Source organism: Rhodospirillales bacterium RIFCSPLOWO2_02_FULL_58_16 (assembly GCA_001830425.1).
GTDB lineage: Bacteria > Pseudomonadota > Alphaproteobacteria > Rhodospirillales > 2-02-FULL-58-16 > 2-02-FULL-58-16.
Window position 1 is genome coordinate 23,654 of sequence record MIAA01000023.1, and the last position, 13,524, is coordinate 37,177.

A 13,524-nucleotide genomic window follows, 5' to 3' on the forward strand; every position below is an offset into this window, starting at 1 on the left:
CGCCGGGGGGCGACAAGCCAAGGCGCCGCCTGCGCAGGAAGGACGTAAGACGGTAACCGAACGGGCGTTGCCGGAGGACCGGGTTGCCGAGCTTCCTCCCGAGCCGAAGCTGGGGGAGGTTTCGGTCCAGCCTGTCGCCAAAACCAGTCTGTTCGTTCAGGCCGGGGCTTTTTCGCGTCACGACAACGCCACCAGGGTGAGGGCGATCATATCGAAGATCGGAAACGCCGTTATTTCGCCGGTGCTGAGCAACGGCAGGGACTTGTTCCGCGTTCGCATAGGGCCGCTGGAAGACACCGTCAAGGCGGATCAGGTTCTCGACTGGGTGATACAATCGGGGTTCGAGGGCGCCAGGATCGTCGTCGAGTAACATAAAAACGAAAGATTTCTTGATGAAAACGTTACGCTGCCTGATTTATTTTTTCTCCATGATTTCCGTCAGTTATCCGGCGGCGGCCATCGAAACCATCGCCCGCGAGGCCATTCTCATCGACCATGAGACCGGGACCGTTCTTTTTGCAAAGGACGCCGACAAGCCGATGGCTCCGGCGTCGATGAGCAAAATGATGACCGTTTATATGCTGTTCGAGCGCCTTCGCGACGGACGCATTTCGCCGGATGACGCCTTTTCCGTAAGCGAGACGGCCTGGCGCAAGGGAGGCGCTAAAAGCGGCAGTTCCACCATGTTTCTTGATCCCGGAAAGCGGGTGCGGGTGGAAGACCTGTTGCGCGGCATCATCATCCAGTCGGGAAATGACGCCTGCATCGTCGTCGCCGAAGGACTGGCCGGCAGCGAGGAGGCTTTCGCCGTGGAAATGACGCGACGCGCCCGTGAAATCGGGATGAACGACAGCACATTCAAAAACGCCACCGGATGGCCCGACCCGGACCACGTTATGACCGCCCGCGACCTTTCCACCCTGGCCGTACGGACCATCAAGGATTTCCCTGATTATTTTCACTACTACTCGGAAAAGGAATTTACCTACAACGGCATCATTCAGATCAACCGCAATCCGCTTCTCTACAAGGAGATGGGAGTTGACGGGATGAAGACCGGCCATACCGAAGACGCCGGTTTCGGGCTGACCGCCACCGCCAAAAGGGGGGAGCGCAGACTGGTTCTGGTGGTCAACGGCCTTGCCAACAAAAAGGATCGGGCCGCAGAGCCGGAGCGCCTGCTGGAGTGGGGATTCCGCGAGTTCAATAATTACGCCCTGTTCAAGGCCTCGGAAACGGTCGCCGAGGCCGATGTTTGGCTCGGAGAGAGTCCCACCGTGCCGTTGATTATCCAAAAAGACATGGTGCTGACCATGCCGCGCGCGGCGCGTCCGGGGATGAAAGTTACCGTCAATTTCACCAACCCCGTTCCGGCGCCGATCGAGGAAGGCGCCAAGATCGCCGTTCTGACGATCACGGCTACGGGTCAGGAACCGATAGAGGCGCCTCTGGTCGCCGGGGCCGGAGTCAAGCGTCTGGGACTTTTCGGACGCCTCGGCACGGCACTTAATTACATTATCTTCGGCAACGCCGGTTAATGGAGGAAGGGTGGGGTGGCGAACGGCAGGTTTATCACCTTTGAAGGCGCCGACGGTTCAGGCAAGTCAACGCAAGCCGCCTTGCTGGCCGATGGATTAAGGAAGTCCGGCATTGACGCCGTGCTGACCCGCGAGCCGGGCGGCGCCCCCGGCGCCGAGGAAATCCGCACTCTACTAGTAGAAGGAGGAATCGAGCGTTGGAGCGCCATGGCCGAGGTCTTGCTGCATTATGCGGCACGGGTGGAGCATATGGCTCACACCATCCGACCGGCGCTTGAACAAGGTAAATGGGTGGTCTCGGATCGCTTTGCCGATTCGACGATGGCTTACCAGGGCTACGGCCATCAACTGGGCCGGCAAGCGGTGGAGCGCGTACACCGGGCCGTCATCGGCGACTTCGCTCCCGACCTGACGCTTGTCCTTGACGCGCCGGTCGAGGCGGGACTGAAGCGGGCGGCGTCCAGGTCCGGTATTGAGGATCGCTACGAGCGCATGGATCGAGATTTTCATGTTCGGCTGGCCGAAGGATTCCTGGATATTGCCCGCCGCGAACCGGATCGATGCGTCATCGTCGATGGAACCGGGACCATCGAGGAAATCCAGCAATCGATACGCCGTCTGGTCGGCGAGCGGCTGGGAGCGGACCTGCGATGAACGCATTGCGCTCCACGGACGAGAATGAATGGCCGCCGCCGCCCCGCAAGAACTCCGAACTCATGGGACAGGGCGAAGCCGAGAAAACCCTTTGTGAAGCCTTTAATTCAGGGCGTCTGCCCCATGCCTGGCTGATCTGCGGCCCGCGCGGCGTCGGCAAGGCGACGCTGGCCTACCGCTTTGCCCGCTTCGTGCTTGCCGGCGGCAAGAGCGGCGCGACGGAACCGGCGGGATTGTTCGGCGACGCCCTTCCTCAGTCAGCGCCCGACAGCCTTTATATCGCCCCCGGACATCCGGTCTTTCACCGCATCGCCGCCGCCGGTCACGCCGACTTCCTGAGCGTGGAGAGGAGCATGGACGAGAAAAAAGGCAAACTCCGCTCCGAAATCATTGTTGACGATGTCCGTGGGATCGGAGCCTTCCTCGGCCTGACCGCAGCGGAGGGGGGATGGCGGGTGGTGGTCATCGATTGCGCCGACGAAATGAACCGCAATGCCGCCAACGCCGTTCTCAAAGTACTGGAGGAGCCGCCGGCGCGGGCGCTGCTGCTGCTTGTCAGCCACCGCCCTGAACGTTTGCTGCCCACCATCCGTTCCCGATGCCGAAGGTTGGTCATAAAGGCGCTTGATGAACGGGTGGTGGCGGAACTGGCGGCGAAATACAGTCCCGGCGCGACGCCCGCCGATTGCGCCGAGTTGGCCCGCCTGTCCGAAGGCAGCATTGGACGGGCGCTGGATTTAGCCGGGGAGGGAGGGCTGGAGCTGTATCGGGAGATGATCGGGTTATTGGCAACCCTGCCTGACCTTGACGTAGTCGCCCTCCACAGGCTGGGCGACCGCTTGGGTAAATCCGGCGCCGATGACGATTTTCGCACCATGGGCGACCTGTTACGCTGGTGGATCGGGCGCTTGATCCTGTCGGCATTCGGCGGCGCGGCCGGGGCGACGAAGGACGAACGGGCGCTGATGGAGCGTTTAACCAAAGCGGGCAGCCTTGATTGCCGGCTGGAGGTGTGGGAAAAGGTAAATCATCTGCTGGATTGCGCCGAAAGCGCCTATCTGGACCGCAAGCAGGTAATGCTTAACATTTTCCTCGCCCTGGAAGCCGCCGTCCGTCATTAACTTCTTGAGAGATAACCATAATGGCCGGGCCTAAGCGTTACTACATCACCACGCCGATCTACTATGTCAATGACGCCCCGCATATCGGCCATGCCTACACCACGCTTGCCTGCGACGTGCTGGCCCGTTTCAAACGCCTCGACGGATACGACGTCAAATTTCTCACCGGAACCGACGAGCACGGCCAGAAAGTGGAAAAGTCGGCTCTCGCCGCCGGCATGGCGCCGAAAGACTTCACCGACAAGGTGTCCCGGAACTTCCGTGATCTCGACAAGCTGTTGAACTTCGCCAACGACGACTTCATCCGCACCACCGAGGAACGTCATTACCGCTCCGTTCAGCACCTGTGGACGCGGCTGCTCGACCGGGGCCATATCTATCTCGGCTCCTATGCCGGGTGGTACGCTGTGCGCGACGAGGCCTTTTATGCGGAAAGTGAGCTGACCGTCGGCCCCGGCGGCGTAAAAGTCGCGCCTTCCGGCGCCGAGGTGGAATGGGTCGAGGAACCCAGCTACTTTTTCGATCTGTCCCGGTGGCGACAGCCGTTGCTGGATTTTTACGAGACCAACCCCGATTTTATCCTGCCCAGGAGCCGCCGCAACGAGGTCTTGAGCTTCGTCAAGGGCGGGCTGCAAGACCTGTCCGTGTCGCGCACCACCTTCAAATGGGGAGTGCCTGTCCCCGGAGACGACGATCACATCATTTATGTATGGATGGACGCCCTTGCCAATTACCTTACCGCCGTCGGCTATCCGAATACCGAAACCGGCGAGTACGCCGCCTACTGGCCGGTCGACCTCCATATGGTGGGCAAGGACATCGTGCGCTTTCACGCCGTCTACTGGCCGGCCTTCCTGATGGCGGCGGAACTGCCGCTCCCCATGCGGGTTTTCGCCCACGGCTGGTGGACCAACGAGGGCCAAAAGATTTCCAAGTCGCTGGGCAATGTTATTTCCCCTCACGATCTGGTGAAAAAGTACGGGCTGGATCAGGTGCGTTATTTTCTTCTGCGCGAGGTGCCTTTCGGCAACGACGGCGACTTTTCCCACCACGCCATGGTCAATCGCATGAACGGAGAACTGGCCAACGATTTCGGCAATCTGGCCCAGCGCGTATTGTCGATGATCCACAAAAACTGCGACGCCGCCGTTCCCAAACCCGGAGCGCTGACCGAGGATGACGAGGCTCTGCTGGCCGGGGCGTGGGGCTTATATGGCGCGATGAGCGCCGCTTTGGACGTCCAGTCCTTCCATGAGGCGCTGGATGCGATGTGGGCGCAGATACGCGCCGCCAACGGCTATGTTGATCGGCAGGCTCCCTGGGCGCTCAATAAAAAAGACCGGGAGCGGATGAAAACGGTGCTCTATGCGCTGGCCGAGGTCATCCGCCATCTGGCCATCCTGGGTCAGCCGTTTATGCCCGATTCCTGCGGACGGATGCTCGATCAGTTGGCCGTGTCGCCGGATTGCCGCGCCTTCGTCTGTATGGGACCCGGTCACGCCCTGGTTCCCGGCGCCGCCCTGCCCAAGCCGGAAGGCATATTTCCCCGCTATGTCGAGGGGGAGGGGAGTTAGCCGATTTGTCAGAGAAAATCATAGGCTTTCAGTATGAAAATCACCGTTCCGACAACCGCCGGCCGACGGGCGATCTGCGGTTTGTGATCGCCGGCGAAGAATTTCAGGTAGTGGACATCAGCATGGGCGGGTTTTCTCTCGCCGACCCCAAGGTGACGCTTTATGTGGGGCAGGAGGTCGTCGTCAGCGAGGTGCGTAGCGGCAAAGACGCGCTGAGGCTCGGCGCCGACGCCGAAGTGGTCCGCGACGATCCCGATACCGGCAACGTAGGGTGCCAATTCTTCGGCGTGTCGCCCGCGCAATTCGACATTATTGAGCGTCTGGTCATGCACCGCCCGCTGCTTCCCAAGAAAAAAGCGCGGTAAGAAATGGTGAAAAACAAAACATCGCCCTTGTTGGTGGACAGCCATTGTCACCTTGATTTTCCCGACTTTGCCGACGATCTGGACGGCGTGGTCGCCCGCGCCGGGGAGGCCGGAGTAGGGTGGATGTTGACCATCGGCACCCATGTCACGCGCTTCAAGCAGGTTCTCGCTATTGCCGAGGCTTACGGCAATGTCTTTTGCACCGTCGGCGTTCATCCCCACGAAGCGGCCAATGAACCGGGGGTAACGCCCGAAGACCTGATCGAAATGTCCCGTCCTCCCAAAGTGGTGGGCTTCGGCGAGACCGGCCTTGATTATCACTACCAACATAGCTCACGCGAACAACAACAACAGAGCTTCCGCAATCACATCGCCGCCGCCCGCGACAGTGGACTGCCGGTAATCGTTCACAGCCGCGAGGCCGATGCCGACATCATCTCCATACTACGCGACGAGTACGCCGCAGGGCCTTTTTCAGGATTAATTCATTGCTTTAGTTCCGGGCCTGAACTTGTTGAAAATGTTATTGATTTAGGTTTTTATATTTCCATGTCAGGGATCGTCACCTTCAAGGGCGCCGGTGAGTTGCGCGACACGGTGAAAGGGATTCCCCTGGACCGTCTGCTGGTGGAGACCGACGCTCCTTATTTGTCCCCGGTTCCCAAACGGGGCAGGCGCAACGAGCCGGCATATGCCGCCTTCACGGCGGCGACGCTGGCTGAAGTCAAGGGCGTTGACCAAAAGACATTTGCCGAAGCCACTACCGAAAACTTTTTCCGGCTGTTCGCCAAGGCGGCCTCGTGCGCGTAACCATTCTCGGATGCGGCGGCTCCAGCGGCACCCCGGCCATTGATGACAGGGGGTGGGGAGGCTGCGATCCTTCTAATCCCCGCAATCGACGTTCCAGGCCCTCCATCATGGTGGAGGAGGGGGATGTCCGGATTTTGGTCGATACCTCTCCCGACCTCCGGACGCAGTTGCTGCAAGTCGGCGTCAACCGTCTGGACGCAGTGGTTTACACCCATGGCCACGCCGATCATATGAACGGAATTGACGATCTGAGGGCCATCAACCGCACGATCAAAGCGCCTCTGGATATCTATGCCGATGCTCCGACCCTGGCCTCGATCAAGGAGCGTTTCGGCTATGTGTTCGAGCCGCTGGCCGAGAACGCTGCGGTTTACTACAAGCCGGTGCTGATCCCCCACGAAATCAAGGGCGGCGATCGCCTGGACATAGGCGGCGTCGATGTCGCCGTTTTCCGGCAAGATCACACCTATTGCCACACCATGGGGTTTCGCTTCGGGCCTGTGGCCTACTCGACGGATACGGTGGAAATGTCGGAAGCGGCCTTTGCGATGCTGGAGGGGGTGGAGGTGTGGATCGTCGGCGCCCTTTCCATGAAGCCGCATCCGACCCACGCCCATGTCGGCAAGGCCCTGGAATGGATCGAGCGGGTGAAACCACGGCTGGCCGTGCTGACCCATCTGGATGTCTATCTGGATTATGATGAACTCAGCGGAAAACTGCCCGACGGGGTGAAAGCCGGCTTCGACGGCATGGTGATTGAGGCGTAAGAAACCGTAATAACCATATCATTCAGCAAGATAAATTATCGCATTGTGTACGCAAATCAGGTATGTTGTTTACCTCGAAACGACGGGAGAAGAATATGATGCAAGCCGTTAGGGCAACCATTGATCCGCAGGGCCGCATCCACTACACCGAGCCGGTGCGTGTAGATGCGCCGCGTCAGGCGCTTGTCATTTTTCTGGATGAAGGAAACGAAACCGCACTGCTGGCGCAGCCCGCGTTAGCAAGCGATTGGCTCAAACCGGAGGAGGATACGGCATGGGCGCACTTGCAGCCGGGCAAGTAATTGTCGTTCCCTTTCCGTTTTCTGACCTAAGTGTGCAAAAATACCGCCCCGCGCTGATACTGGCCGATGCCGGGCGCGGCGATTGGGTATTGTGCCAAATAACCAGCAATCCATTTTCCGATCCTGATGCGATAGAGCTGAATGAAAACGCTTTCAGCCAAGGTAGCTTGCGACGCGCCAGTTATGTCCGTCCGGGAAAGCTCTTTACTGCCAACGATAGTTTGTTCGTCACGCAAGTTGGAATTTTACATGCTTCCATTTTACAACAAGTATGTGATGCGGTTGTGGCGATGTTGCGCGGGAATTTATAACGTGAATTGGGGTCATCAGCCATGCCGAAGAAGACTGAATTTCACTCTGTAGAGTTTTTCCGTAAAGTTCGTGATCAACAGGCCGCTGTTTTGTCTGGAAAGGCGCCTGCTGAAATTGTCGCGTTCTTCACCAAAACAAAACCAAAACATCCGGCTAAACGCACAAGCGGCGTACGCCGGCAGACAGCCCGCACATGAGCCTGCCTAAAATTTTTCCATGGGAGGAGGGGCAGGTCATCCTGCTTCGGCGGGAACTGCGTATAATATGGTTTCGTGATATTTATGACTGTAGCACCTGATGAAGAATCGGTAGTCTTCGCACTGTTTCATCAAGAACAACGGCAATTCCCAGAGATGCCTCTTGCGATGGTAAATGCTGACGGCAAGTTGGGGTCGGAACTTTTGAATCGTGTCTACCATCCCGGGAATAACGTGCGGTTCGGCCCCTTCCAGGTCCATCTTGATCAGATCGACTCTCGCCGGCCTTTGGGACGCAACGTAGCTGTCCACGGTGACGCAAGGAAATTCCATGCTCTTGCATTCCGGCATCTCTACATTAACGGCGCTCCCTAACGCTTGCCCGTCATTAAGAATCGGCAGCAGGATGGTTCCGTCATACCCGGCAAGGGCCAGACGCCGCTCAATGCAAATTTCCTTAAAATGCAGGATATTTTTTCGCACATAATCAGAAAGGAAATCAAACCCGAGGGGATCAATGTTATGCAACTCGCCGGCGCCCGCCAGACAGGCAAGAAAGAACGGTATTTCAAAGCCGTTATGAACGCCGCAATTGATGATCACGTCTCCCGGTTTGACCGAGATGCATTTATCAAAATATTGCATGGATTTAAAAGCGTTTTTTACATGGTGATCCCAAATTACGGGCGGCTTGGCGCTCAGGATCATCTTGTACTCCTCGCGGCTGCGATGATCAGACAATCCGTAAATAACGGCTTCGATCCTCGCCATGTTTTCAGCGATCAGCTCATGGGAGTAGTAAAAGTAATGGCGACGCCAGTCATTATCATGCCCATCTTCATAGATGTATTGCGTGAAGAATGTTTCGTTATTTAGGGGTAACCCTGATTTATTCCTGCTCATTTCCCAATAGGCGTGAACGTAGCCCTCGGGGAGCGGAATAACGAAGATGCCGGTTTCATCCTGTCCGGCGCAAACCAGTTCTTCCAAGGTTTTCGGCCAGTCCGGCTCGCATAACAAAATATCATGATCTTTTGTTGAAGCGATATCCGTCTTGAATCCCAGACACTCCGCCGTCGGGCAAACCTTTTCCAGAATTTCCCGCAACAAGCGACAGCGTTCGCCGCTGCCGAAAATTTTATAACGGGCATTGTTCGGCAGATCGTAAGGGGCGCGCAATATCTTCATCTAACCGTTCCGGGACACCTGCTTGAATACAAACGTCCGGCGCGAAGTAAAAATTCTACGCATGGACGAACAGGATGTTCAGGATTTTTTCCTGTCCATCCTGTTCATCCATGTGAATAAAGAAATTGACATCGCGCCGCAATCGCCCATTATATATTGATAGTGATAATCGTTCGCAACAAGTAACGCCATGTCGGAGGAATGCTGTTGATGCCCGTTGATGCCGCTGTCTCGCGCCCTGAAAGTGATGTCGTGACGCTTGCCGATCTGGAACCGGGAGATCGGGCCAGCATCAACAGAATCACCGGAGACTCTTCCTTGAAGCGCCGTCTTTCGGCCATGGGCATCGTTAAAGGACACGAAATTTATGTCGATCAAACGGCGCCGTTCGGCGACCCGCGCCTTTATATCCTGCTCGGCCACCGGATATGTCTGCGTAACGAGGATGCAATCAATATCCTCTTGGATATTGACCGCTGATTCGTCTGCCGGTCGTCCCATGAACCACATTACCGCTATCGCCCCCGACGAAGCTGAAGTCGCCGCAGCAGGCAACACGCGCACCGTCACCGTTGCCCTGGTCGGCAATCCCAATTGCGGCAAGACGACGCTGTTCAACCGATTGACCGGGCTTAAGAAAAGCACCGGCAATTATCCGCGCGTCACGGTTTCGACCGCTGCCCATGAGTTTGTGCATCGGGGCGTTAAAATCCGTCTGGTCGATCTGCCGGGCATTTACTCGTTGAATTCCCGATCACCGGAAGAGCGGATAGGCCGCGACTTTATCCAGGATAAAAACCCCGACATCGTGCTGAACATGCTGGACGCCGGCAATCTTGACCGCAGCCTGTTTCTCACCACCCAGCTTATCGAGATGGGCTGTCTGCGCGTCTATGCCCTCAACATGATCGACGAGGCCCGCCGACGCGGCATAACCCTCGATACTGAAGGACTGGCGTCCATGCTGGGCGGCCCGGTGGTGGAGACGACGGCGTCAAAGGGGGAGGGGCTTGAGCGGCTGCTTGACGCTATTGTTGACATGGCGGACGCCAAGGCGCCGCCGAACTCCCTGACCATTAACTATGACAAACATCTGGAGAACGCCATCGGCCGCATGCAGGCCCTGATCAACGAGCTTCACCCCGGAATGCCGGAGGTCAAACACAGCCGCTGGCTCGCCATCAAGCTGCTTGAGGGGGATGACGATGTTCTCAGGAAGGAAGCCGACCATGCTCACCTTGTCGAGATGATGCGGCGGCTGCGCTATGACCTTGAGCGCACCCACGGCGACCAGGCCGAGATCATGATCGCTGATTCCCGCTATGGCTTTATCCATGGTCTGCTTGCCGAGGCGCGCACCGTTGCCCATGATCAAAATGCGCGCCTTGATCCGACGCGACGGATCGACCAAATCATGCTCCACCGTATTATCGGAGTTCCCCTGTTTATCGGCCTGCTGTGGGTGATGTTTGAAGCCACATTCGTCCTCGGCGCCTATCCGATGGACATGATTGACGCGGGGATGACGGCGCTTTCGGCCTTGGTCGGCGGCATTATTCCGCCCGGCATCGCTCATGACGTGATCGTAAACGGCATACTGGCCGGCGTCGGCGGCACAATCGTCTTCCTTCCCAACGTGGTCATCCTGTTCTTCTTCATGGCGGTCTTCAGCGAGAGCGGCTATCTGGCGCGCACGACCTTCCTGCTTGATCGGCTGATGCATCCGTTCGGGCTGCACGGCAAGGCCTTCATTCCCCTGGTCATGGGCTTCGGCTGCAACGTGCCGGCGATCATGGCCACCCGCACCATCGAAAGCGCCCGTTCGCGGCTGATCGCCATTCTGATCACGCCGTTCATGGCCTGCTCGGCCCGGCTGCCGGTGTTTATCCTGTTTGCCGGAGCCTTTTTCTCCGAGTGGGCGGGCAGCGTGGTGTTCGGCATGTACATGCTCAGCATCTTCGTTGCGGTGACCTCGTCAATTCTGATCAGCAGGTTTGTGGTGCATGGAGGACACGAGCCGTTTGTCATGGAATTGCCGCCCTACAGGCTGCCGAGCATACGCGCCGTGTTCTTTCACATGTGGGATAACGCCTTGGAATTCCTGCAAAAAGTCGGCGGCGTCATCGTGATCGGCTCGATGGTTATCTGGTTTCTACAGGCATTTCCGCGCGACGTGGCCTGGACCATGGACTACGACGCCGAGATAACGAGATTGCAGGCCGAAACTCAATCGGCAGGGCGGGACAAGGCCATTACCGCTCTTGAGGTCGGCAAAGATAAAGAAAAGCTTGAAAACAGCTATCTGGCCCGAGCCAGCATCGCCGTCACCCCTTTATTCGCACCGATCGGCTTCGGCTGGAAGGACACCACCGCCATCATGACCGGCTTTCTCGCCAAGGAAGTCGTCGTCGCCAGCTACTCGGTGCTTTACGCCCAGACCCGCGATCCCAATTCCCCCGGCCTGCGCTCGGCCCTGGCGAAAGCCATGAGTCCGACGACCGCGCTGGCGTTCATGGTCTTTGCCCTTCTTTATTCGCCGTGCCTGTCTACCATCGCCGTCATCCGCCGGGAGACCGGGACTATCCGCTGGGCCGTATTCTCCGTCCTCTTTTCTTTTTCCCTGGCCTGGTTCCTGGCATTCGGAGTCGCCATTGTCGGAGGGATATTCACATGAACGAAAACAGCGTGTGGGACTATGTCGCCCTGGCCGTCGTCTTTATTGTTTGCGCCGTCTACATAACGCGGCGCGCCCTCCGTCTGTTCGGGAAGGAGAAGGGCGGCAGCGCCTGCGGCAGTTCGTGCTGCTCCGACAACTCCGGTTGCAGTGGAGGCCCTGCGGCAAAAAAGGATAAGCCGTCGTAGTTTTAATACGAACACCGCCGCCATGAACAAATGCTGTGGAAAACATATATAAGCCGTTGACAAGTAAAACATATATTCGATTTGCCATAATATAAATTATGCGACAAACGGAGATGTGCCGGATGGTTCCCTGCCCAAGCCCCGGCCAATTCCGAGTACGCCCCGCCGATTACCCGATCAAATTACTAAGGTAAGGAAAAATGCCGAAGAAAATAAGGATGAGTTCAAATATGACCCGGCTGGTGGAGATCATGGCCTTGCTCCGCGATCCCGAAAAAGGATGTCCTTGGGACGTGGAGCAGACCTTCGCCTCCATTGCCCCCCATACCATCGAGGAAGCCTATGAGGTGGCCGACGCCATTGAGCGCAACGACATGAAGGCGCTGGCGGATGAATTGGGCGACCTCCTCCTCCAGGTGGTGTTTTACGCCCAAATGGCCGAGGAGGACGGAATTTTCGACTTCGAGGACGTTGCCGGCGCCATCTGCGACAAGCTGGTGCGCCGCCACCCCCATGTGTTCGCCGAGGCGAATGTGGACAGCGCCTCGGCGCAATTAAAGGCCTGGGAGAACCTGAAAGCCACGGAACGCAAGGCAAAGGCTGATGAAGAAGCTCACAGCGTTCTTGACGATGTCGCCCTTGGTCTGCCCGCCCTCACCCGCGCCTTGAAGCTGCAAAAACGCGCCGCCAGGGTTGGTTTTGACTGGGACGACCCGGCCAAGGTGCTGGGCAAGATAGATGAGGAATTAGCCGAATTGCGCCATGAAATCGCTACCGGCGCCGCCGCCGACCGCATCGAAGATGAGTACGGCGACCTGTTGTTCACCATCGTCAATCTGGCCCGCAAGCTGAATCAAGACCCCGAAAAGGCCCTGCGCCGCGCCAATTCCAAGTTTGAGCGGCGGTTCAGGTCCATCGAGGCCATGCTGTCGGAACAATCCAAGACCCCCGAGGACGCCACGCTGGATGAGATGGAAGCCCTGTGGCAACTGGCAAAACACCGAGAAAAGACATAAATGCGACCGTAAATACAGATAGATAACCCCATGCCTTTGTAATAGAGTCTTTAGGGGGACACCGGGGAGCGTCGTTATGCGTAATTTTCCACTCAAGCCGTTGAAATTATTCACTGTTTTCGCTTTTGCAGTGACCGTTCTCAGCGGATGTTACATCCCTGCCCGTTTCGATGCCGAGATTAAACTGACCCGCGCCGGTTATTACTCAATGATTTTCGACGGTTATCTGGTTGACGCCGGACTTTACGACGGCTTGCGCAAGGGCAAGATTTCCGGCGACGAGGAAAAAAGAAAAATTGAACTGATCAGGGCCGACATGAAGCGGGATACGGCGGTCAAGGAGTTCGCCTATTTCAAGAAGGGCCACTTCAAAGTTCACTGGGAAAAAGAAGGCGATCTGGTGAAGGATAATATGGTGTCTTTTCTCCGGCGTAATGAAAAGTTCATCACCGTCAAGTACCTCCAAAAGAAAGGCATCGCCGTCATGGAAGGCGCCTCCATCGCCGACTCGACGGCCAAGCGCATGCTCGAAGAGGGACTTAATATCCAGGGAGAAATCCGCGTCATGATCGACGCCAAGGTGATCCGCCACAATGCCACCAAGGTCAAAGGCGACCCCAACGCTCCGGGCGAAAAGGTCTTCATTTGGAAGCTTGCCGACGTCAACGCCCCCACGCCGAACCTTGTTTATGAATTGAGATAATGCTCTGAAAAATCCTCCCCCTTGTTTAAGGCTATCGTATTCACACATCTTGCGTATAACTCTTGCATATTGAGGCAGATATTGATTCTCTTCATGGGGTCTTTGTAATTTGGAG

The 13,524-nt window shown here is 57.2% G+C and carries 16 protein-coding genes and 1 pseudogene (1 of these 17 running past the window's edge); 15 read left to right on the forward strand and 2 right to left on the reverse strand.

Annotated features, from left to right (window positions below):
* The 10 genes and pseudogenes from A3H92_08945 to A3H92_08990 form a co-directional block, all read left to right on the forward strand.
* Positions 1-56, forward strand: a pseudogene (locus tag A3H92_08945) (hypothetical protein) (it extends 610 nt beyond the left edge of the window).
* An 11-nt stretch (positions 57-67) separates the two neighbouring features.
* Positions 68-370 (forward strand): hypothetical protein, encoded by a 303-nt coding sequence (locus tag A3H92_08950; protein ID OHC75117.1) that lies wholly within the window; start codon positions 68-70, stop codon positions 368-370.
* A 22-nt stretch (positions 371-392) separates the two neighbouring features.
* Positions 393-1,538: a D-alanyl-D-alanine carboxypeptidase gene (locus A3H92_08955; GenBank protein ID OHC75118.1), complete on the forward strand. Its 1,146-nt coding sequence runs from the start codon at positions 393-395 to the stop codon at positions 1,536-1,538.
* Positions 1,539-1,553: 15 nt separating this feature from the next.
* Positions 1,554-2,192, forward strand: coding sequence for a dTMP kinase (locus A3H92_08960; protein ID OHC75119.1), 639 nt, complete (start codon positions 1,554-1,556; stop codon positions 2,190-2,192).
* Positions 2,189-3,313, forward strand: coding sequence for a DNA polymerase III subunit delta' (locus A3H92_08965; protein OHC75120.1), 1,125 nt, complete (start codon positions 2,189-2,191; stop codon positions 3,311-3,313). Before A3H92_08960 ends, A3H92_08965 begins: the two co-directional genes overlap by 4 nt.
* Before the next feature lie 20 nt (positions 3,314-3,333).
* Positions 3,334-4,887, forward strand: a complete 1,554-nt coding sequence (locus A3H92_08970; protein ID OHC75121.1) for a methionine--tRNA ligase — start codon at positions 3,334-3,336, stop codon at positions 4,885-4,887.
* Positions 4,888-4,892: 5 nt separating this feature from the next.
* A complete protein-coding gene (locus A3H92_08975) occupies positions 4,893-5,252 on the forward strand; it encodes a hypothetical protein (protein ID OHC75122.1) in 360 nt (119 codons plus the stop codon).
* A gap of 27 nt (positions 5,253-5,279) precedes the next feature.
* A complete protein-coding gene (locus A3H92_08980) occupies positions 5,280-6,062 on the forward strand; it encodes a LuxR family transcriptional regulator (protein OHC75130.1) in 783 nt (260 codons plus the stop codon).
* The gene (locus A3H92_08985) at positions 6,053-6,829 is read left to right on the forward strand and encodes a hydrolase (GenBank protein ID OHC75123.1); all 777 of its coding nucleotides are present in this window, start codon (positions 6,053-6,055) and stop codon (positions 6,827-6,829) included. Before A3H92_08980 ends, A3H92_08985 begins: the two co-directional genes overlap by 10 nt.
* A 95-nt stretch (positions 6,830-6,924) precedes the next feature.
* Complete coding sequence (locus A3H92_08990; GenBank protein OHC75131.1) at positions 6,925-7,131, forward strand: hypothetical protein; 207 nt, start codon at positions 6,925-6,927, stop codon at positions 7,129-7,131.
* A gap of 26 nt (positions 7,132-7,157) precedes the next feature.
* Here the strand turns inward: A3H92_08990 and A3H92_08995 are convergent, their stop codons facing one another.
* Together A3H92_08995 and A3H92_09000 are read right to left on the reverse strand one after the other, a co-directional pair.
* On the reverse strand, positions 7,158-7,367 hold the full coding sequence (locus A3H92_08995) for a hypothetical protein (GenBank protein ID OHC75124.1): 210 nt from the start codon (positions 7,365-7,367) through the stop codon (positions 7,158-7,160).
* A gap of 309 nt (positions 7,368-7,676) precedes the next feature.
* A complete protein-coding gene (locus A3H92_09000) occupies positions 7,677-8,828 on the reverse strand; it encodes a hypothetical protein (protein ID OHC75125.1) in 1,152 nt (383 codons plus the stop codon).
* Positions 8,829-9,080: 252 nt separating this feature from the next.
* Here A3H92_09000 and A3H92_09005 point away from each other — a divergent pair, with 252 nt between their 5' ends.
* The 5 genes from A3H92_09005 (at position 9,081) to A3H92_09025 (ending at position 13,409) form a co-directional block, all read left to right on the forward strand.
* Positions 9,081-9,308, forward strand: a complete 228-nt coding sequence (locus A3H92_09005) for a hypothetical protein (protein OHC75132.1) — start codon at positions 9,081-9,083, stop codon at positions 9,306-9,308.
* A gap of 37 nt (positions 9,309-9,345) precedes the next feature.
* Complete coding sequence (locus A3H92_09010; GenBank protein OHC75133.1) at positions 9,346-11,502, forward strand: ferrous iron transport protein B; 2,157 nt, start codon at positions 9,346-9,348, stop codon at positions 11,500-11,502.
* A complete protein-coding gene (locus A3H92_09015; protein ID OHC75126.1) occupies positions 11,499-11,690 on the forward strand; it encodes a hypothetical protein in 192 nt (63 codons plus the stop codon). Before A3H92_09010 ends, A3H92_09015 begins: the two co-directional genes overlap by 4 nt.
* Positions 11,691-11,908: 218 nt before the next feature.
* The gene (locus tag A3H92_09020) at positions 11,909-12,706 is read left to right on the forward strand and encodes a nucleoside triphosphate pyrophosphohydrolase (protein OHC75134.1); all 798 of its coding nucleotides are present in this window, start codon (positions 11,909-11,911) and stop codon (positions 12,704-12,706) included.
* A 100-nt stretch (positions 12,707-12,806) separates the two neighbouring features.
* A complete protein-coding gene (locus A3H92_09025; protein ID OHC75127.1) occupies positions 12,807-13,409 on the forward strand; it encodes a hypothetical protein in 603 nt (200 codons plus the stop codon).
* The last annotated feature ends 115 nt before the right edge of the window (positions 13,410-13,524 follow it).